At 45.6% G+C, this 19346-nt stretch carries 21 protein-coding genes; 11 read left to right on the forward strand and 10 right to left on the reverse strand.

Going from position 1 to position 19346, the window contains the following annotated elements:
- Positions 1–210: 210 nt before the first annotated feature.
- Both CSHOW_RS09535 and CSHOW_RS09540 read right to left on the reverse strand, forming a co-directional pair.
- Positions 211–1593 carry a DUF945 family protein gene (locus CSHOW_RS09535; RefSeq protein ID WP_002946968.1) on the reverse strand — a complete coding sequence of 461 codons (1383 nt, stop codon included), beginning with the start codon at positions 1591–1593 and terminating at the stop codon, positions 211–213.
- 22 nt (positions 1594–1615) lie between these two features.
- On the reverse strand, positions 1616–1993 hold the full coding sequence (locus CSHOW_RS09540) for a RidA family protein (RefSeq protein ID WP_039895103.1): 378 nt from the start codon (positions 1991–1993) through the stop codon (positions 1616–1618).
- A gap of 94 nt (positions 1994–2087) precedes the next feature.
- Here CSHOW_RS09540 and cheQ point away from each other — a divergent pair, with 94 nt between their 5' ends.
- The 3 genes from cheQ (at position 2088) to CSHOW_RS09555 (ending at position 4195) form a co-directional block, all read left to right on the forward strand.
- Positions 2088–2561, forward strand: a complete 474-nt coding sequence (gene cheQ, locus CSHOW_RS09545; protein WP_002946970.1) for a cheVAW transcriptional regulator CheQ — start codon at positions 2088–2090, stop codon at positions 2559–2561.
- Between the two features lie 224 nt (positions 2562–2785).
- The gene (locus CSHOW_RS09550; protein ID WP_002946972.1) at positions 2786–3838 is read left to right on the forward strand and encodes a TRAP transporter substrate-binding protein; all 1053 of its coding nucleotides are present in this window, start codon (positions 2786–2788) and stop codon (positions 3836–3838) included.
- 189 nt (positions 3839–4027) lie between these two features.
- Positions 4028–4195, forward strand: coding sequence for a hypothetical protein (locus tag CSHOW_RS09555; RefSeq protein ID WP_002946975.1), 168 nt, complete (start codon positions 4028–4030; stop codon positions 4193–4195).
- Positions 4196–4657: 462 nt separating this feature from the next.
- On the opposite strand, the gene CSHOW_RS09560 is transcribed toward CSHOW_RS09555, so the two are convergent.
- From CSHOW_RS09560 to CSHOW_RS09580, 5 genes are all read right to left on the reverse strand, one after another.
- On the reverse strand, positions 4658–5218 hold the full coding sequence (locus CSHOW_RS09560; RefSeq protein WP_002946978.1) for a Fe-S-containing hydro-lyase: 561 nt from the start codon (positions 5216–5218) through the stop codon (positions 4658–4660).
- A 9-nt stretch (positions 5219–5227) separates the two neighbouring features.
- Positions 5228–6073, reverse strand: a complete 846-nt coding sequence (locus tag CSHOW_RS09565; RefSeq protein ID WP_002946981.1) for a fumarate hydratase — start codon at positions 6071–6073, stop codon at positions 5228–5230.
- Between the two features lie 407 nt (positions 6074–6480).
- Positions 6481–7812, reverse strand: coding sequence for a hemolysin family protein (locus tag CSHOW_RS09570; protein ID WP_002946986.1), 1332 nt, complete (start codon positions 7810–7812; stop codon positions 6481–6483).
- A gap of 382 nt (positions 7813–8194) precedes the next feature.
- Positions 8195–8407, reverse strand: a complete 213-nt coding sequence (locus CSHOW_RS09575) for a hypothetical protein (RefSeq protein WP_039895105.1) — start codon at positions 8405–8407, stop codon at positions 8195–8197.
- A gap of 191 nt (positions 8408–8598) precedes the next feature.
- Positions 8599–9054 carry a DUF411 domain-containing protein gene (locus CSHOW_RS09580; protein WP_002946996.1) on the reverse strand — a complete coding sequence of 152 codons (456 nt, stop codon included), beginning with the start codon at positions 9052–9054 and terminating at the stop codon, positions 8599–8601.
- A 124-nt stretch (positions 9055–9178) separates the two neighbouring features.
- On the opposite strand from CSHOW_RS09580, the gene CSHOW_RS09585 reads away from it, so the two are divergent.
- From CSHOW_RS09585 to CSHOW_RS09595, 3 genes are all read left to right on the forward strand, one after another.
- Positions 9179–10252 (forward strand): putative transporter, encoded by a 1074-nt coding sequence (locus tag CSHOW_RS09585; protein WP_002946998.1) that lies wholly within the window; start codon positions 9179–9181, stop codon positions 10250–10252.
- Positions 10253–10260: 8 nt separating this feature from the next.
- Positions 10261–10401, forward strand: a complete 141-nt coding sequence (locus CSHOW_RS09590; RefSeq protein ID WP_002947000.1) for a hypothetical protein — start codon at positions 10261–10263, stop codon at positions 10399–10401.
- Positions 10402–10629: 228 nt separating this feature from the next.
- Positions 10630–11439, forward strand: coding sequence for a M48 family metallopeptidase (locus CSHOW_RS09595; RefSeq protein ID WP_002947001.1), 810 nt, complete (start codon positions 10630–10632; stop codon positions 11437–11439).
- Between the two features lie 340 nt (positions 11440–11779).
- Here CSHOW_RS09595 and murI read toward each other — a convergent pair whose 3' ends face one another.
- Entirely contained in the window at positions 11780–12721 is a 942-nt protein-coding gene (murI, locus tag CSHOW_RS09600) for a glutamate racemase (protein WP_081451798.1), read from the reverse strand.
- 188 nt (positions 12722–12909) lie between these two features.
- On the opposite strand from murI, the gene CSHOW_RS09605 reads away from it, so the two are divergent.
- The 5 genes from CSHOW_RS09605 (at position 12910) to CSHOW_RS09620 (ending at position 16407) form a co-directional block, all read left to right on the forward strand.
- Entirely contained in the window at positions 12910–13536 is a 627-nt protein-coding gene (locus CSHOW_RS09605; protein WP_002947003.1) for a GNAT family N-acetyltransferase, read from the forward strand.
- Positions 13537–13769: 233 nt separating this feature from the next.
- Positions 13770–13895: a helix-turn-helix domain-containing protein gene (locus CSHOW_RS10575; RefSeq protein ID WP_002947004.1), complete on the forward strand. Its 126-nt coding sequence runs from the start codon at positions 13770–13772 to the stop codon at positions 13893–13895.
- Positions 13896–14291: 396 nt separating this feature from the next.
- Positions 14292–14585: an NERD domain-containing protein gene (locus CSHOW_RS10320; protein WP_198400663.1), complete on the forward strand. Its 294-nt coding sequence runs from the start codon at positions 14292–14294 to the stop codon at positions 14583–14585.
- Positions 14586–14611: 26 nt separating this feature from the next.
- On the forward strand, positions 14612–16075 hold the full coding sequence (locus CSHOW_RS09615) for a UvrD-helicase domain-containing protein (RefSeq protein WP_002947005.1): 1464 nt from the start codon (positions 14612–14614) through the stop codon (positions 16073–16075).
- A 146-nt stretch (positions 16076–16221) separates the two neighbouring features.
- A complete protein-coding gene (locus CSHOW_RS09620; RefSeq protein ID WP_002947006.1) occupies positions 16222–16407 on the forward strand; it encodes a hypothetical protein in 186 nt (61 codons plus the stop codon).
- 123 nt (positions 16408–16530) lie between these two features.
- On the opposite strand, the gene CSHOW_RS09625 is transcribed toward CSHOW_RS09620, so the two are convergent.
- A complete protein-coding gene (locus CSHOW_RS09625) occupies positions 16531–18636 on the reverse strand; it encodes a ribonucleoside triphosphate reductase (RefSeq protein WP_002947007.1) in 2106 nt (701 codons plus the stop codon).
- Between the two features lie 333 nt (positions 18637–18969).
- Positions 18970–19335 carry a hypothetical protein gene (locus CSHOW_RS09630; RefSeq protein ID WP_002947008.1) on the reverse strand — a complete coding sequence of 122 codons (366 nt, stop codon included), beginning with the start codon at positions 19333–19335 and terminating at the stop codon, positions 18970–18972.
- Positions 19336–19346: the final 11 nt, after the last annotated feature.

Raw genomic sequence — 19346 nt, forward strand, 5'->3', positions numbered from 1 at the left:
TCAATTCGTGAGCTGGAATTATACAAGCAATATGCTTAAAAGAAGCTGAAGAAAAGGAGGGGTGTAAAAAATTTTAGAGATTTTTTGTTGTGGGGTTTTTTCAAAATTTTATTTTGCAGAAATTTACCTTAATATATAGGCATAAATAAAATTCATTTAGCGGACGAAACAGTAAATTTCACACTATCGTCCGCTAAAAATAAAGCAAATTTAGTTCGCCATCAGGCTCATTATAAATTCTTTGAGCGAAATTTTATCGTTTACTAGCAGATCGTCGCTACCGACGTCGTGTTTAAATTTCGCACTCATATACTCGCCCTCTTTAGCAAAAAGCGAATTCACGCGCTCTTCAAAAGGCTTGATACCGTCCATCATTTGGTTAAAGTCGCTATCAGCCATTAACCCCTTATACGCGCTTAAAAACTCCGTTATAGACGCGGCTTGCACCTTTATCTCGCCGTCAAATTTGACCGCTTTTAGCGCCGTTTGGATATCTACGTCGTCATGCAGCGTTTTGCTTTCCGAGCCAAGGCCCGATGCATCGGCTACCGCGTTAAATTTTAGCTCCTTGCCGTTTGGGTTTTTAAAGCTAAAATTTTTAACCTCCATCACGTAGTTTTTACTCATCAAAATCTTATAAAGGGTCGCCTCTTGAGGATCGCTAACGTACATCGCCATCGCTTCTTTGTTTACGTTTTTCTCGTTTAGGCTCAAATTTAGCTGCGTAAGAATCTTTTTGCCGTCCACGTCAAGCGCCCCTAGACTAGCGTCGGTAATCGTATCGAGGAGATTTGCGTCCGCGTTTTGCTTTATCTGCGCTAAAAACGACATGCCCGTGATGCCGACCGATTTTGGAAAATCATAACCCTTAGCGCTGTTAAAGCTCATTTTATCGGCCTTTACTCCGATTTTAGCTATATTTTCGTAGGCGGTTTGTATGTTTATAAACGAGATTAGATCGTCAAAGCCCTTAAAGTCGTTAAGCTCGATGAGCGCGGAGGCGTTTTCTATATCGACCTTATCCACGCCGTCCGTATCGCCGCCGCCGATTTTACCGACGCCGATTTCTAGGGATTTTATCTTATTTTCTTTGATTTGTGCCTTTGCAAAAGGCTTTGAGATTACGAAGCTAGAGTCATCTTCATTTGTTTTGATATCGGCCAAATTTAAGGTCACGTCGCGGGTTTTATCAAATTTTATCAGCGCATCGATACTTAAAAACTCGTCCGTGCCGAAAATTGTCTTTAGATAGAGCACGGCTTCGGGCGTTAGCGCTTTGACGTCGCTATGAGCCTTAAAGCCGCTAAACAGCTCGGCAAATCCGTGTTTTAGCGTCGTTTTAGCTTCAAATTTGACCGGATCTTTACCGTCGGTGAGCTCGAGTTTTATCACCGCGTGCGAACTAAATAAGCCTTTATCGTAGTCGTTTTCTACCGCGTTTGCTTTTATATTAAAAAATCCAAGCTTCAAAGTCTCGCTAGTTAGCCTCGCCACGCCTCTATCGTAGGACTCTTTGGCCTTAGAAGAGCCGTAAAACGCGGCTCCAAAAGCCGCGATCAAAACGACTGCAAGCGCAAATATAATCTTTTTCATTTTTTTTCCTTGATTTTAAATTTTACTTCGTCGCCGCGATGAGCTCGATCTCGACTAGACCGCCTTTTGGCAGCGTTTTAACGGCGATCGTACTTCTAGCAGGATAGGGTTCGCTAAAAAATTTAGCGTAAATTTCGTTTACTGCCGCAAAATCCTCGATGTTGGTTAGAAAAATCGTCGTTTTTACCGCATTTTCAAAGCTAAGCCCCGCCTGCGCCAAAATCGCTTTTAAATTTAGCATCGATTGCTCGGCTTGAGCCCTCACATCCTCGCCCGCAAATTTGCCCTCCGGTGTAACGCCCAGCTGCCCCGAAATAAACAAAAATCCGTTTGCCTCGATCGCCTGCGAATACGGCCCGATCGCTTGCGGAGCGTCTTTTGTAGAGATAACCTTTTTCATTTTCGTCCTTTGTAAAATTTGGGCGAATATTACCCAATTTACAGCCAAAAAAGCAAATTTCGCTATAATTTCCCGCAAGAAAGGCACGAAAAATATGAAAATCACCCTTGCGCCAAACGAATTTTTAGATGATTACGTTCTTGGCTGCGAATTTGCGCGAAATGCTGAAATTTCGGGCAATGCGTATCTATTTTGGAGCGGCGCGATCTGCGCTAAATTTGAAAACTCGCGCATTGTTTTTCTGCATAAAAAATGCATTCCCGCGCGATTTCGCGAGGCGGCCGCACGCTGCAGCGACCTAGCCGGACTCGTGCTCACGTCGGCGTTTTGCTCGTTTACGACGCTAGCGCCCTCGCACCTCGTCGCTAAAAACGGCTCCAAGCTGTACCCGCTTTTTGATCTACGCGAAATTTGCGGGATCAAATTTATAAATTTAAAGAAATTTTACGATGACTTCAGACTTGATTACGACTACAGAATTTACATTGAAAAGTGCTCGTTTTTCTCGCCTGCACCGCTTGAAAAGCGCATAAAGCTAACCGAGACGATGTGTCTTGGGTATTATTAGTCTAGCCGAAAAATCCGCTCAAATTTAACTCTCAAAACGCTATAGTAAATTCGGACTACAAATTTAATCGCCGCAACATAAAAATTAATTTTCGTAACATTTTAGAAATTTATTTACGTTTTTACTCATTTGCCATAAATTTTTATAGCTTAAATTTTAAAATTAATAAAAAAATATAATACAAAACTCTATAATCGGTAAATTTAAAACCGAAAGGAGAAAAAATGAAACTATTTTCAGCTCTGGCTCTATGCACGGCGATGATGATCAGCGCGCAGGCAGCGGAAAAATACAAAATCAAGCTCGCCTCCACCTACGAGAGCAACGTACCCGTACTAGGCGACGCCCCAAAGAAATTTAAAGAGCTCGTGGAAAAGATGAGCGACGGCCGTATCGAGGTGCGCGTCGACTATCCGTCCAAGCACAAGGCGGCGTTTGCGCTGCTTGATATGGTCAAAAGCGCCCAGTACGACGCGGCTTTCACCGCTAGCTACTTTTATAAGGGCAAGGACGCTAAGCTTATGCTCTTTACGACCGTGCCTTTTGGCATGAATAAGGCCGAGCAGGACGCATGGTACGCGTACGGCGGCGGCAAGGAACTCGCGCAAAAAGTCTTTAACGAGTACGGCATCGTGACATTTCACGGCGGAAATTTCGGCATGCAAATGGGCGGCTGGTTTAAAAAAGAGATCAAGAGTACGGACGATCTAAAGGGGCTAAAACTACGCATGACCGGGCTTGGCGGCGAGATAATGGCAAAGCTGGGCGTAAACATCAACACGATCCCGATCGGCGAGCTATACATGGCGATGGAGATGAACACGATCGACGCCGTCGAGTGGGTCTGCCCTGCGATCGATATAAATTTCGGCTTTCAAAAGGTGGCTAAATTTTACTACACAGGCTGGCAGGAGCCCGCTAGCGAAAATGAATTTTACATCAACAAAAAGCTCTGGGACAAGCTACCGGCCGACCTCCAAGCTATCGTAGAAACCGCAACCAAGGCTGTAGCAGCAGACGTCTACGAGTCGGCGGTCTATCAAAACTCGCTGGTTCTTGATAAAATCAAAAGCGAGCATCCGGACGTAAAAATAGCCTCGTTCCCGCCCGAGGTCATTGCTGCGCTACGCAAAGCCACGGACGAGATCCTAGACGAGCTCTCAGCCAAAGACGCGACGTTTAAGGAAATTTTAGACTCGCAAAAAGCCTTTATGAAAAAAGCTAGAGTCTGGACGCAGATCTCCGAAAACAGCTACATAAACAGTACTGCAGAGTGATCGCCGCCAAATTTAACGAGCCGTCCGAGTAAATTTGACGGTTCGAAGGCTAGTGCAAATTTGAGATTAACGCCGGTTCGCTCAAATTTGACTCGCAACTTATTACGCCAAACCTAGTCTCGAAAAGAGGAGTAAATTTTAACCCAATAACGCCAAAATCACGCAACCGCCAAATTTAAAAGGAAGGCCATGAAAGTATCTAAATTTTGCCTTTTGGCGGTGATTTTTTGTAGTCTTGGCGGCGCAAATCTAAGCGCGCAAACGACGAAAGCCGAGCTAATGGAAAAAACGGTAATCGATTTTTACCAAACAAACTACGGCGATGCTAGATACAGCCTAGCGCCTCGGAGTGGCTGACTCCAGAGCTTGACGGGCTCATTTACGATCAGTTCGGCTCCGCGCTCGGACGTCTGAGCGGCGTAGAGCACGTATCGTCGGATCTTCTCGACCCTTTTATAGGCTCGCACGAGATTGAGGAGCTCAAAAACTTTAGCGCAAAAGCAGTTTCAGAGAACGAAGTGCGAGTAAAATTTGAGCTATTTGGCGAAAAACGCGATATAGCTTTGCGCCTAATTTGCGATAAAGATTGCCTATTTGGCGACGTAAAGCTTAGCGACGCAGGCTCGCTAAAGGCTAAGATCAAAAAATCTTTGAAAAAGCGTATCCGAGTAACTACGGCAAAATTTTTAAAGAGTGAGCGTAAAATTTGAGAGTTTAACGCGCCGTTTGGTTTCAAATTTGCCTGCTTTCAAACGGCACGCAAACCAAGAGCGGCGAGTGGATCGAGGCGCGAGCTAGCGATAACTCGCGCCGATAAATTTATATTTTTTTATACGGAGCCTGTCCTGCTTCGTAGAAGTTATTACCCTCGCTATCTATCGCTACGATAGCCGGGAAATCCTCGACCGTAAGCCTCGCGATCGCCTCAGGGCCTAGCTCTGGATAGGCTAGCACTTCGTACTTTTTGATACTTTGGCTAATCAGCGCGCCAGCACCCCCGATAGCGACCATGTATACGCAGCCTGATTTTTTCATCGCTTCGACGACGGCTTCAGAGCGGTAGCCCTTGCCTATCATACCGTTGATGCCCACTTCGTTTATCATCGTCGGTGTGTATTTGTCCATGCGTCCGCTAGTAGTCGGTCCCGCAGCGCCTATGACGTCGCCCGGTTTTGCGGGGCTTGGTCCAAGGTAGTAGATCGTCTCGCCGGCTAAATTTACGGGCAATGCCTCGCCGCGAGCCAAAGTCTCGGTTAGCGCCTTGTGTGCGGCGTCGCGAGCCGCGATGATGGTGCCGCTTATTAGCACATTGTCGCCCGCTTTTAGGCTTTTTACGACATCTTTATCAAACGGCGCGGTTATCTTTTTTACTTCTGACATCTTTTCTCCTTAAATTTCAGCTTCGGCGTGGCGAGCGGCGTGGCAGTTGATGTTGATAGCGACCGGTAGGCCCGCGATGTGGGTCGGATACCACTCGATGTTTACTTTTACCGCGGTCGTGTCGCCGCCTAGTCCTTGCGGTCCGACGCCCGTTTTACAGGCGAGCTCTAGCAGCTCCTCCTCTAGTTTGGCGTATCTTGGATCTGGATTTTTACTGTCTGCGGCGCGAGCGGCTGCGTATTTTGCCATTAGCGCGGCCTTATCCATCGTGCCGCCTATACCTACGCCGATCACCATCGGAGGGCAGGCGTTTGGACCAGCTAGTTTAACAGTGTCTAAAAATACCTTTTTCACGCCCTCTAGGCCGTCTGCGGGCACTAGCATCTTTAGAGCCGATTTGTTCTCGCTACCAAAGCCCTTTGGAGCCACTTTTATATGGATTTTATCGCCTCTTACTATCCTTACGTTTATGACGGCAGGGGTGTTGTTTGTCGTATTTTTGCGCTCAAATATCGGGTCGTTTACGACGGATTTGCGCAGGTAGCCTCCCACGTAGCCGTCTTTTACGCCCTCGTTTATCGCGTCCTCTAAAAATCCGCCCTCGATGTGCACGTCCTGTCCGATATCGACGAATACGACCGCCATGCCCGTGTCTTGGCAGATCGGCGCAACGCGCTTCTGGGCTAGATCGGCATTTTGGAGTACCTTGCCTAGGATGTCTTTGCCTATCGGCGAGCTCTCGTTTTCTCTAGCTTTTTCAAAAGCCGCTCTCATATCGGGCGTCACGACGTAACAGGCCTCTTTGCAAAGCTCGCTGACGGTTTTGGAGATTAATTCCGCTTGAACTACTCTCATCTGTCCTCCTGTGTTAAATTTGTTTTATAAATTTCAAAATATAAAATTTAATTTTTATCTCTTGTTAATTTTAGCGAAGTTTATCAAAATAAGCTAAAAAGTTAGATTAAATTTACGGGTTTTGAGAGGATAAAGCAGAAAAATCGGCGTAAATTTAGCGAGGCAAATTTAACGCCAATCCTGCAAGGCTTGACCAAACGGCGGCAAATTTAAAGCAATGCGGCAAGCTCAAATTTGACGAAACGGCTTAAATTTGAGCTGATTTATGAACGAAGTAGAGTCTTTCAAATTTAGATCGGTTTAAATTTGAGAAGCCATTTGCGCGCCTAAAATTTTCAAAGCCAAATCCGCCCTCAAATTTATGATCAAATTTACGCCCCGCTCGCAAAAGCAAGGCGCAAATTTACTCAGTCCTCGTCCTCTTTTTCTTCGATTTTTCTGCGCACCTTGACGCTTGAGATGCTCGCGCCATCCATCTTTCGCACCTCGTAGTAGCAGTTCTCATCCTCGATCTTGTCGCCTACGACCGGCAAGCGTCCGATGAGATTAAAGACATATCCGCCGATCGTTAGCTCCTCGGTCTCATCGGCAAAGCTAATCCCCATCAGCTCCTCGACGCTCTCTAAGTCAAAACGCCCCTGAAACTCGTAGATATTTTCGTTGATCTTTTTGTAGTGCGGGTCGGCGTCGTCGTGCTCGTCGTTAAAGTCGCCCAAAATTTCTTCCATGATGTCTTCCATCGTAAGAAGCCCCGCCGTGCCGCCGTATTCATCCACGACTAGGGCGGCGGAGATTTGCTGCTTATTCATCATAACGAGGATTTTAGATATCGAGAGGTTTTCGGGCACGATGACGAATTTACGTACGATGCTGTCAAATTCGCGCTTTTTGTTAACTGTATCAATCTGCAAGATATCTCTAATATGGATCATACCCAGTATCGCGTCCTTGCTGCCGTCGATGTACGGATAGCGCGTGTATTTGGAGTCAAAGATCACTTTGATATTTTCTTCGTAGCTTTTTTGCTTATTTATGCAGACCATATCGCGGCGCGGAGTCATGATCTCTTTGGCGACCGTGTCGGAAAAATCAACCGCATTTTTGATGATCTCGGTCTCAAAGCTATCTAAAACGCCGCCTTTTAGGCTCTCGCCCACGATGATTTTTATCTCCTCTTCGGAGTGGGCTAACTCGCTATCTTTGGCGGGCTTGATGCCTAAAATTTTAAGAGAAACGCCCGCTAGAAAATCAAAAGTCTTGATAAGCGGTGAGAAAACAACCCAAAATATGTGCAATGGACGCGCGATGGCTAGGACTGCTTTTTCAGATTTTGCGATGGCGACTGACTTTGGCACTAGCTCGCCTAGCACCACGTGCATGAGCGTGATCAGCGTAAACGCGATCGCAAACGAGACGGTGTGGACTAATATATCGCTTAGATTAAAGTATGTTTTTAGCGGCTCCTCGATCAGTCTAGCGACCGCAGGTTCGCCGATCCAGCCAAGAGCCAGCGAGCTTAGCGTGATGCCTAGCTGCGTGGCGGAGAGGTATGTGTCGAGGTTGTTTGACATATCAAGCGCGGTTTTCGCGTTTGGCACTTTGTCCTTCACAAGCTCCTCTAGGCGGGTCTTGCGGACTTTGACGATGGAAAATTCTGATAAGACGAAAAAAGCGTTTAGAAATACGAAAAAAATCGCGAGAGCGATCATAAAAAGCGAGTCGGCGCTACTGGGGTGCAATTAAAATCCTTAAAAAATTAAAATGAAATGCGGCGATTATAGCAGAAAATCTGGAATTTTAAACTGAAAGCGCATTTTTGCCGCCTCTAGCGCAAGTGAGCGCCGCGGGGCTATTTTGCCGCGTTTTGGTGCTTTTAGTTGCGTGCGTGCCTTGCTTGCGGCTTAAATTTGAGCGCAAATTTAACCTCCGCGCTAAACTTGTAATACAAATATTGCTTATTTTATGCGAGCTTTGGCTCAAATTTGCGAAAATTATTTAAATTTGAGTCCAAATTTGACGCGCCTAGACCCGCACCGCAAAAATGCTAGCGGTTAAATTTATAAAATTTAAACCAAGTTTACGCCGTCAAATTTGCCCGCCGAATTTATAAATGCAAAAATCCTAAAACTGCGGTTTACCGCCGTTTGCCTTCGCGCCGTTTACGAAGTCGATCGCTATTTTTTGGCAGGCCTTTTTGTCCTTTTTCTCAAGGCACAACGTCTCAAGCTCCTCTTGACTCATGCCTTTGTAGTCAGCCACCGTTTTGGTCGTGCCGCCCATATAAAGCCACACAAGAAAACCCAAAATAAACAGGATAAAAATTAGTCTCGCCACGCCCGCTCCTTTGCAAATTTATTTTAATGATACAGCGGCCGGGGTTAAATTTAGCTTGATTTTGCGCTAAATTTGACGAGGTGCGGTGCTCAAATTTTAAAAATAGCCTCATGATAGATTTGGCAAAATCCGTATTTATACAAGCGAATAAAACCGAGAAAAGTCGGCAAATTTACGCCGACTACTTTAAATTATTTTACCTTCTTGCCGTTTTTATAGCTTGCAAAAACTTCGCTCGTACCGTCCTTTTTAAACGCGATCACATCATAGTCCTCGACGATGCCGCCCTGCTCCATGCCGGGGCTTCCCAGCGGCATGCCCGGCACCGAGATACCTACGACGTCAGCCGGTTTAGCGGCCAAAAGGGCTTTTATTTCTTCGGCCGGTACGTGCCCCTCGATAGCGTAACCTCCGACTATACCGGTGTGGCAACTAGATAGCTCCAGCGGAACGCCGTATTTGTTTTTCGTTTCGATTATCGCGTTCGTTTTGTGCTCTACGATTTCAAAGCCGTTTTTTTTCATTATCTCGCCCCATTTTCCGCAACAACCGCAGTCCGGGCTTTTATAAACTTCGATCGTCTCGCCGCCTAGCGCCGCCGACGCAAGCGCCGTAAGTAGCGCAAATCCCAAAATAGTCTTTTTCATTTTCATCCTTTGTAAAAAATTCGCCGGATTTTAACGTAATACGCATAACAGTAATCTAACGCGTATAAATTTAGCCTGGTTTTGCTATACTTTGCGACTAAATCTCAAATTTAAAGGCAAATAGATGTTTTCGTCGTTTTTCGCGAGCAAAAAATGGGTGCAGTGGGCGCACCTGGGCGTGATATTGATACTAGCTCTTACCTACGCGCAGGTGCAGCTAACGGTAGCGATAAACGAGTGGTACAAGGGCTTTTACGACATATTGCAAGACGTCAAAAACCACACGGTGGGGGACTTTTGGACGGAGATCGAGATTTTTGCCGCGCTAGCGTTTCCTTTCGTGCTACTAGGTACGGCTATATCGTATTTTACGCGGGTTTGGACGCTTCGGTGGCGAGAGGCGATGACCTTTAGCTACATCGACTATTGGAAAAAGACGCCAAAAGATATCGAAGGTAGCTCGCAACGTATCCAAGAGGACATCTACCGTTTTGCTAAGATCGTCGAGGATCTGGGTACCACGGTGGTTGATGCGGTTATGACGCTAGTGGCCTTCGTGCCCATCCTTTGGGTGCTTAGCGCGAAGGTAAAAGTGCCGTTTATGGAGGACGTAGCCGGCTCGCTCGTATGGATCGCGGTGGCTACAAGCGCAGGCGGCCTCATCATCTCGTGGTTTGTGGGCATAAAGCTGCCCGGCCTTGAGTACAACAACCAAAAAGTCGAAGCCGCATTTAGAAAAGAGCTCGTCTATGCCGAGGACGACAAGCAAAACTACGGCGATACGCGCAAGCTAGAAGAGCTTTTTCAAAAGATAAGATTTAACTTCGGCAGGCTCTTTTTACACTACGGATATTTCGACGTTTGGAAATACAGCTTTAGCCAAGCCATGATCATCGTTCCGCTCATAGCCCTAGGCCCTAGCGTGCTGACGGGCGCGATAACCCTAGGCGTGATGATGCAAGTCGTAAATGCCTTTTCTCAGGTGCGCGCTAGCTTGTCGATATTTATAAGAAACTGGACGACCATCACCGAGCTACGCTCCATACATAAGCGTTTGAAAGAATTTGAAACCAACATCGGCTACAAGGGCACGAAAAACGAGAATAACGAGGGGCTGGGGCTTGATATATTCGCCTATTGGGCGATCACGATCGCAGCCTTTGCGATATATTTAAAGCTAATGGAATTTAGCGTGTAAAAACCGTCATGTTTCGTCGTCAGCTCAAATTTATCGTTTCGGACGTAAATTTGACGGTTAGCTTGGCTGTAAATTCGGCAAATTTAACGAACTCGCGGTTTTTTAAATTTGACGGCTTGCAAGCAGCGGTTAAATTTGAGCTTGCATAGCTGCGTCCGAGCCGCTAAAATTTGCCGAATTAAGCCGAATACGCAAAACGCGAACCCGTTTAAACCCACCCAAACGGAGCTCAAATTTACGCCGTCAAATTTCAAAAACGCAAATTTACCCGCCGTTTCTTTACGAATTTGACGCCGTTAAGCCAAATTTAAACGCCTATTTACGAATTTATAGCTGTTTTAGAGGTATAATCGCCAAAATCTCGCAAAGGATGAAAGATGACGATAAGAAAAATTATTTTACTCGCCGTATTTACCGCGACGATGCTGACGGGCTGCTTCACTAGCTCGACTAGCGGCGGCGCGCTAGGCGAAAACAGACGCCAGATGTTTTTAGTCAGCGAACAGGAGATGAACGAGGCCGCGGCCAAAGCCTACGTAGAGACGCTTAGCGGCGCGCGCAAAAAAGGCGCGCTAAACATCGATCCCGTGATGACAAAAAGAGTGCAAGACGTCGCCAAGCGGCTCATCGCGCAGGTCGGAGCATTTAGAGAGGACGCGCTCAAGTGGAAATGGGAAGTAAACGTGATCGACGAAAACACGATAAACGCGTGGTGTATGCCTGGCGGCCGCATCGTCGTTTATAGCGGCATCATCAAAAATCTCTCGCTCACAAACGGCGAGCTAGCCGCCGTCATGGGGCACGAGATCGCGCACGCTCTGCGCGAGCATAGCCGCGAGCAGGCCAGCACGGATATGCTCAAAAACGTCGGTATTTTCGCCGTTTCGCAGGCTGCGGGGCTGGGAGATCTAGCTACCGGCGCTATGAATATGGCCGCTCAGTACACCATCTCGTTGCCCTTTTCTCGCTCGCACGAGCGCGAGGCCGACCACATCGGCACGGAGCTGATGGCGCGGGCAGGCTACGATCCTAAAGAGGCGGTAAACGTATGGGTCAAAATGTCGCAAAAAAGCGGCGGCAGCGTGCCTGAGATACTAAGCACCCACCCGTCTAGCCAAAGCCGTATCGCCGATCTGCGCGAGGTCGCGGCCAAGCTCGAGCCGGTGTATCAGCAAGCCAAAAAGTAAAATTTAGCTTGCGTGCCGGCTCTTTTAAACGCTTTGGGTTGCTAGTTTTAGGTGGTCGCGGGCGTTTAAGGATATTTGTAAGGCGGATAGACGAGCCGTAAATCTGCCGCACGCTAAATTTGAACGATTATTTTAAATTTGCCGCTCAAACGGCGACTTTTTGATTTGATTTAAAAGCGGCAAATTTAACTGCATTTGGTTTTTATAGATTTTGGGTTAGCTGTTTTTTGTCGTAAATTTGAGTAGTTCTTGATGCCAATTTACTTCGCCGCCAGCATTAAATTTGCGCGCAAGCCTGCTTTTTTATCGCGCTTTACTTATATAAGCGGTCGGCACGGCGTTAGTTAATCTCCCGCATCGCGTCGAGCCGCTTTAAAAACAGTTCCACCTTGCGCAGCTGCGCCGCATCTAGCGCTCTGCCCGAGTAAAAATACTTCACGCTGTTGCCGTTTGGATAGTAAATTTTACCGCCGTCCTTGCTGTGCCCTCTTGCGTTCTGTCTGCTGTCTGCGCCTCGCCCTTGTGCCTCAAATTTACCGACTTGCGCCGATGAATTCGCACCAAATTCCACGCCGCCGTCTGCGTCAAATTTAGCCGCCCGCGAGGGCAAATCATAGCCGCGCGCAAACTTTAGCCCTTCGCCCAGCTCGCTAGCTAGGCGATTTAGCGTGCCGTCTATGCCGTCGATGATGCGTACGTGAGACGGCAAAATTTCGCGCAAAACGTCCTTAAAATAGTTAAAATGCGTGCAACCAAGCACGAGCGAACCGAGGCGCTCAAGCTCAAATTTAGCTAGTTCCTCCCGCAGATACGCCCGAACCGCAGGCGAGTCAAACTCCAAATCCTGCGCGAACTCCACGAGGCGAGGCAGCGGCAGGCTCCACGTCTCGCACTCCAGCCGCCCTACGAGGCGCGCGAGCTTTTCACCCGCGATCGTTAGCGGCGTGGCGATAAGCAGTGTCGGGCGCGCGCCGAAGCTGTCCGCGGCGAGCTTGACGGCGGGCTCCATGCCGATGACGGGCACGCTAAATGCGCCGCGAAGCTCCGAAATAGCCGCGCTCGTGGCGGTGTTGCAAGCAACGACGACCCCGTCCGCGCCGCGCGAGACCAAAAACCCCACCGCATCGAGGCTTAGCCGCACGATCTCCGCCCTACTTTTAGTGCCGTAGGGGACGTGATCCTCGTCGGCAAAATACAAAAACTCCGCCCCGCTAAACCGCCGCAGAGCCTCAGCTAGCACGCTTAGTCCGCCGATACCCGAGTCAAAAAACGCTATTTTCAAATCTTTATCCAAGGTTAAATTTAAAAAGAGATTATAACTCAAATTTACGGCGATTTCGCATTTGAACGCAAATTTGCCTTTTTACGGCGGCTAGAACCGCGCCTTTACCGACGTTCAAATTTGACCTTTTTGTTGCTGTTTTTAATCAAATTTGGCGTAAAATCGGTTAAATTTAAAAAGGATTCAAAATGCAAAAAAATCTCGCCGCCGCAAAATACGAAATCTCGCGCGCCGTTAAGGCCGATCTTGCCGCTATCACGCGCATTTATAACACGAGCGTTTTAGAGCAAAACGCCACGGCCACGCTGCACCCCGTGGGCATAGAGGAGCGCGAAGCGTGGTTTGACGCGCACGAGGCTGCAAATCGCCCGATATACGTGTTACGCGAGGTTTATGAAGCAAATTTGACGAACAAAGACAGCAAAGCTGATTGCGAGAGAAAATTTGACTCAGACGGCGAAAATTTGGGCGAGCAAAAGCCGAGCGTCACAAACCCAAAAAGCGAAATCTTAGCCTGGGGCAGCCTCAGCGACTATCATCCGCGCGAGGGCTACCGCATCACCGCCGAGATCAGCGTCTACGTCGCGCCGGACGCTCGCGGCAAGGGGCTTGGCGGACGGCTAGTAAATTTTATGCTTAAACTCGCGCCCAAATTTGGCATCAAAAACGTCGTCGCGCTGATATTTTCCAGCAACGCCGCTAGCCTAAATTTGTTTGCGAAATTCGGCTTTACGCGCTGGGGCGAACTGCCCGAGGTCTGCGATATGGGCAGCAAAATCGAGAGTCTAACGATACTGGGCAAAAAGCTGGGGTAAATTTTAAAATTCGGCGCGAAAAATAGACGCTGGATTTTAGCCGAATTTTAAATTTTAGCAGCGCCGTGCGGTCAAATTTGAGCGCTATTTTTGCTCTGGCGGCATAAAATTGACGTTTCCCGGCGGTACGCGTATTTTTAAAGCCGCATTTGCTACAATATAGTTGCAAATTCAACCCAAAAGGAGAAAAAATGAAAGAGCAAATCCTAAAACTACTGGCAAACTCGTAGCCGATGAAGGTCGGCGAGATCGCCCAAGCGCTAAACGCAGACAAAAAAGAGGTTGAAAAAGTGCTAAAAGCCCTAAAAGACGAGAGTATAATAAGCTCGCCGAAGAGGTGCTATTACTCGGTATCGTAAATTCGGCGGACGTCAAATATGATCGACACGCCAATCTAGGACGCTTGAGTTAAAAATTTTTTTCGCAAAGCTAGAAGCTTGCGGAAAATCGGCTTATTTTGCGTTTAGGCCGTAATATGCTCCTCAAGCCGACAACATAACAGTCGTTAAGCTTTAAACGTCGAATTTAGTCAAGGGAAATGGGCAAATTTATAAATTTTAAAAGCAAAATAGTCAAATAAAATACAAAACTCGCCTCAAAAAACAGCGGCAAAATCTCGCCACCCAACTACGGCAAACGCTGTAAAATATGCCCAATGGTAGAGATTTACCAGCCAGAGTTGGCGAAGAAAAGTCGACACGTGATAGATGACTGGACCGTTTATTTAAAAAATTATTAGCGTATAGGCAGGTTACATGGCAATTCTTATTCCTGAAAGAAAAATAATTGAGCAACAAAAAGTTTTACCTACAAACGGCGAGATGGCAATATTAAACTTTCTAGAAATCACACTAAATAACGAGTATGAAATTTATTACCAACCCTATCTCAACGGCAAAAACCCAGATATTGTTTTAATGCGAAAAGGCGGCGGCGTCCTGATCATTGAAGTAAAAGACTGGAATTTAACACACTATTATATTGATAATTCTGGTGATTGGCGATTAAGAGAAAATAATGCATATATTACTTCTCATTTCATCAAGTAGAGATTTATAAAAATAAACTGCAGAATATGAACTATCGATTCTTATATGAAAATTTTTTTAATAAAAATATATACGGCGTTATAAGAACAGCAGTTTATTTCCATTGTGAGAGCAGGGAAAGTGTTCTATGTTTTTTAAAAGGCCAGAATATTAATCGATATGTCCAAATCATAGGAAGAGATAGTTTAAATAGCTCATTTTTTAATAGCTTATTAAATTCAACATATATTGGAAGAGTCAGTAAATATTTCAATGATGAACTATATAAAAGTATAAAAAGATACTTAAAACCAACTTTTCATCAATTAGAAATAAATCAAGAGGTTATTTACACTAAAGAACAGGAGGAATTGACTAAAAGCAGAATAGGGAAACGACAAAAAATCAAAGGCGTTGCTGGTTCAGGAAAAACCTTAGTTCTAGCTAAAAGAGCAGTAAATGCGCATATTAGGACTCATAGAAGAGTGCTAGTGCTAACATTTAATATTTCACTAGTAAATTATATACATGATCAAATAAGTAAAGTAAGAGAAAGTTTTGCTTGGAAGAATTTTTACATAACCAATTATCATAGTTTCTTTCGTGAATTTGCAGATCAATATGGGTTAAAAATAACTGGGCATGAAGATTTTGATAATAAAGAATTCTTTTCATCAAGGCAGAATAGTATTAAAAAATTTGATGCTATTTTTATTGACGAAATTCAAGATTATAAACAAGAATGGCTTAATTTGATTGTAGTCTATTTTTCTAAACCAGACACTGAAATAGTTGTATTTGGGGATGAAAAGCAAAATATTTACGATAGAGAATTGGATGAAAATAAAGAAATTATAACGACTGGGATTGTTGGGCGATGGAATAAAAGTCTGAAAAAATCTTTCAGGCTTAACCATGATATTGGACGCTTGGCTATCGAATTTCAAAAAGAATTTCTTGACAATAAGTATATATTAGATGAAATGTTGATAGCTCAACAAGAGTTTGATTTTGAACCATCTGTGATTGAGTACCATGAAATCGGTAATTTATCAGAAATCAATGACATGGTTTTTAAATTGATAGAATTGCATAACATTCATTCTAATGATGTAGCTATTTTAGGTGATAATATAGGAATATTGAGAGAGCTTGATTTTGAAATTAGATCTAAATACCAAGAAGAAACCATAACAACTTTTGAAATGAAGGAAGAATATAAGGAGCTGGAGAAAAACGGGCTATTAACAAAAGACAATATTGATCAGATCAGACGAGCTAAAAAAGTAGGCTTTTGGTTAAATGCGGGAATGATTAAACTATCCACAGTGCATAGTTTTAAAGGATGGGAAATTCATACATTATTTCTATTAATTGATAAAAAATCTACATTTGAGTTAGTGTATACGGGAATAACCAGAGCTAGACAGAATATTGTAATTATTAATTTAGGGAATACTGAACTTTCTAATTTTTTTAGTAAAAAATGCTCAGCAAAGAATTTTTATTGAAAGTTTAATCATATTTCTCAAAAAAACACAGTTAAAATTCCAAGGAGTTTCTCTATATCCAAACCGCATCAAAAACCTCACGTTACTGACAAATTTAGTTAAATTGCATGTATTGAGCCCCGCCGCCGCCGCCTAAAACCTCCGACGTGCAAAAGGCCGCCGAAGAAGCGGTAAGCCAGGTCAAAGCTCTAGGCGGTAGCGGCGGCATCATCTCGATCGACAAGCACGGACACACGGGCTTTGCGTGGACGAAAGATAAGCTCGGCATGTATCACGGCGAAGCAAGGCTTGGAGACAAACCGATCGTTTACTGGCCGCTTGGCGAGAAATAATCAAATTTGCCCCGCTTATTTTGACTCGGGCGGGGTCAAATTTAGTTAAATTTTGATTTTATACATAAATACGCAGTTAAATTTAAAAAGCGGCAAAACCCAGCTTCGCCACTCAAATTTAGCCTACTTTACGCTATTTTCAGCCTTAAATTTAGCCAAAAGTTCCTCGTCGCATTTCGGGCAGTATTCGTGCTCGCCGCTGATGTAGCCGTGCTTGGCGCAGACGCTAAAGACCGGCGTTATCGTGATATACGGCAACTTGTAGTTGTTTATCACGCCGCGCACGAGGTCCTTGCAAGCCGCAGCCGAACTGATGCGCTCCTTCATATATAGGTGCAGCACCGTCCCGCCCGTGTAGGAACTTTGCAGTTCGTCTTGTAGATCGAGCGCCTCGAACGCGTCGTCGGTGAAATTTGCCGGCAGCTGCGTGGAGTTGGTGTAGTAGATATTTTCGCCAAAACCGGCCTGGATGATATCCGGATAGCGCTTTTTGTCCTCTTTAGCAAAGCGATACGTCGTGCCCTCGGCAGGCGTGGCTTCGAGGTTGTAAAGGTTGCCGGTGCTCTCTTGAAATTCGCGAATTTTACCGCGTAAAAACTCTATCATCTCGATCGCAAACTCTCGCCCGAAATCAGTCGCAATATTTTCCTTGTCGTTCGTGAAATTTCTCAAAAGCTCGTTCATGCCGTTGATGCCGATGGTGCTAAAGTGGTTATTAAAGTGTTTTAGATAGCGCGCGGTATACGGATACAGGCCGCGTTCGTACATATCCTGTATAAATTTGCGCTTTTTTTCGAGCGTGGATTTGGCTAAATTTAGCAGATACTCAAGGCGCGTGTAGAGTCCCTTTTTATCGCCTTTATATAGGTAGCCCAGGCGAGCTAAATTTAGCGTCACGACGCCGATACTACCGGTCATCTCCGCACTACCGAACAGCCCTCCGCCGCGCTTTAGCAGCTCGCGTAAATCTAGCTGCAAGCGGCAGCACATCGAGCGCACGTGGCCCGGCTTATAGGCCTTGTCGTTTGCGACGCGGTTGCCGTTTTCATCGATCGTGTACTGGCTGCCGACGAAATTTTGAAAATAGCTCGAACCCATTTTCGCGGTGTTTTCAAAAAGCACCTTCGCCACCTCGCTGTCCCAGTCGAAGTCCTCGGTGATATTTACGGTAGGGATCGGGAAAGTAAAGGGCTGAGAGCACTTGTCGCCCTCGGTCATGATCTCGTAAAACGCCTTGTCGATGCGGTTCATCTCGGGCTCAAAGGCGCGGTAGGTCATATCCGTTAGCTTACCAAAGCCGCGTTTTTGCGCCTCTTTAGCAAGCTGCTCATCCTCAAGGTCGCTAAATATATGCCGATCCTCGCGCGTCGGGATCTGATCGCGCAGATCGGACGGGCAGGTGATGTCGATCGTTACGTTGGTAAACGGACTCTGGCCCCAGCGAGCCGGCACATTTAGGTTAAAGATAAAGCTCGTTATCGCCTTTTTGATCTCTTTATCGCTTAGCTTGTCGCGGAAAACATAAGGCGCTAGATAAGTGTCAAAGCTACTAAACGCCTGCGCGCCCGCCCACTCGCTTTGTAAAATTCCTAAGAAATTAGCCATCTGATACAGCGCCTCTCTAAAGTGCTTGGGCGCCTTGCTCTCGACCCTGCCGCGCACGCCGTTAAACCCCTCGTTTAAAAGCGCTCTTAGACTCCAGCCCGCGCAGTAGCCGGTAAGGCAGTCAAGATCGTGGATATGATAGTCGCCGTTTCGGTGCGCGAGGCCCTCTTCTTTGCTATACACCTTATCTAGCCAGTAGTTGGCGATGACCTTGCCCGCGGTGTTGTTGATGAGGCCGGCGTTTGAGTAGCTGGTGTTTGAGTTGGCGAGAATTCGCCAGTCGGTACCGTTGATGTACTCGCTGATGGTTTGAGTGGAGTTGATGTAGGTGGTGTCTTCGTTTAGTCCTAAAATTTGCTCGCGCTGAAGCTTGTGCGTGTGGCGGTAGAGCATAAAGCTCTTCATCACGTCGAAGTGTCCCGCGTTAAAAAGCGCCTTTTCGATGTAGTCTTGCACGTCCTCCACGCTCAAAACTTCGCTGTCAAACACATGCCCCATCACGTCTAAAAAGACCTTGTCGTCGTACTCTTTTGACTCGCTTTCAAAGGCTTTTTTGATCGCGTCTTGTATTTTATAAGGTAGGTATTCCTGTTTTGTTCCATCTCTTTTTAAAATAAATTTCATACCTACCAACTCCTATAGTACTTTTAAATAAAAATCCTTGCAGTATATCCAATAATTTAAGAAAATTGGCTTAAGAATTAGCGACGAAATTTGAGTTAAAAATGTCATTTTTAAGTTTAAAATCGCTTTTAAAGCACGTATATTTGGGCATCTTATAAAGGGCTATTAAATTTTAAGACAAAGCTATTTTTGATAATAGATATTCAATTAGAGCAATTTTAAAAGAAGGATGAAAAACAAGCGAAAGTTCAAATTTGACGAGATTTTGCGGGAGTTAAATTTGGTAAATTTGAGGGAGAGAAAGTCCCGCCGTAAAATTTGGCGGGAAAGTTTTTATTCGTCGTATCTCAAGAAAATATCCTCGCCGCCTTTTGCAAGGTTTAGGATACCTTCGCCGCGTTTAAACGTTATCTCTGTACCGATATCGTCGTTCGCTAGTCTTACGCCGCTTGCTGTGACTGCGTTTTTAAGGTTGATTTTGTGACCTTTGCTGTCTTCTAGCACGGCTGTGTTAAATTTATCGGTAGAGCTTAGTCTAACGACGTATTTCGGATCGTTTACGCCCGTAAATTTAATAACTTCAGCTTCTGATTTGGTGATCTGAGCTTTGTTTGCGCTCTCGCTTTTGTGTGCGTGGCAACCGCTAAGCATAGCAACTGCAGCAAAAGCCGCCAAAGATGAAACTAAAAACTTCTTCATTTTCGTCCTTT

The organism is Campylobacter showae (genome assembly GCF_004803815.1).
Classification (GTDB): Bacteria; Campylobacterota; Campylobacteria; order Campylobacterales; family Campylobacteraceae; genus Campylobacter_A; species Campylobacter_A showae.

Coding starts and splice junctions, on each gene's coding strand:
- CSHOW_RS09535 (WP_002946968.1), bottom strand. CDS start 1,593: ATGAAAAAGATTATATTTGCGCTTGCAGTCGTTTTGATCGCGGCTTTT.
- CSHOW_RS09540 (WP_039895103.1), bottom strand. CDS start 1,993: ATGAAAAAGGTTATCTCTACAAAAGACGCTCCGCAAGCGATCGGGCCG.
- cheQ (WP_002946970.1), top strand. CDS start 2,088: ATGAAAATCACCCTTGCGCCAAACGAATTTTTAGATGATTACGTTCTT.
- CSHOW_RS09550 (WP_002946972.1), top strand. CDS start 2,786: ATGAAACTATTTTCAGCTCTGGCTCTATGCACGGCGATGATGATCAGC.
- CSHOW_RS09555 (WP_002946975.1), top strand. CDS start 4,028: ATGAAAGTATCTAAATTTTGCCTTTTGGCGGTGATTTTTTGTAGTCTT.
- CSHOW_RS09560 (WP_002946978.1), bottom strand. CDS start 5,218: ATGTCAGAAGTAAAAAAGATAACCGCGCCGTTTGATAAAGATGTCGTA.
- CSHOW_RS09565 (WP_002946981.1), bottom strand. CDS start 6,073: ATGAGAGTAGTTCAAGCGGAATTAATCTCCAAAACCGTCAGCGAGCTT.
- CSHOW_RS09580 (WP_002946996.1), bottom strand. CDS start 9,054: ATGAAAAAGACTATTTTGGGATTTGCGCTACTTACGGCGCTTGCGTCG.
- CSHOW_RS09585 (WP_002946998.1), top strand. CDS start 9,179: ATGTTTTCGTCGTTTTTCGCGAGCAAAAAATGGGTGCAGTGGGCGCAC.
- CSHOW_RS09590 (WP_002947000.1), top strand. CDS start 10,261: ATGTTTCGTCGTCAGCTCAAATTTATCGTTTCGGACGTAAATTTGACG.
- CSHOW_RS09595 (WP_002947001.1), top strand. CDS start 10,630: ATGACGATAAGAAAAATTATTTTACTCGCCGTATTTACCGCGACGATG.
- CSHOW_RS09605 (WP_002947003.1), top strand. CDS start 12,910: ATGCAAAAAAATCTCGCCGCCGCAAAATACGAAATCTCGCGCGCCGTT.
- CSHOW_RS10575 (WP_002947004.1), top strand. CDS start 13,770: ATGAAGGTCGGCGAGATCGCCCAAGCGCTAAACGCAGACAAAAAAGAG.
- CSHOW_RS10320 (WP_198400663.1), top strand. CDS start 14,292: ATGGCAATTCTTATTCCTGAAAGAAAAATAATTGAGCAACAAAAAGTT.
- CSHOW_RS09615 (WP_002947005.1), top strand. CDS start 14,612: ATGAACTATCGATTCTTATATGAAAATTTTTTTAATAAAAATATATAC.
- CSHOW_RS09625 (WP_002947007.1), bottom strand. CDS start 18,636: ATGAAATTTATTTTAAAAAGAGATGGAACAAAACAGGAATACCTACCT.
- CSHOW_RS09630 (WP_002947008.1), bottom strand. CDS start 19,335: ATGAAGAAGTTTTTAGTTTCATCTTTGGCGGCTTTTGCTGCAGTTGCT.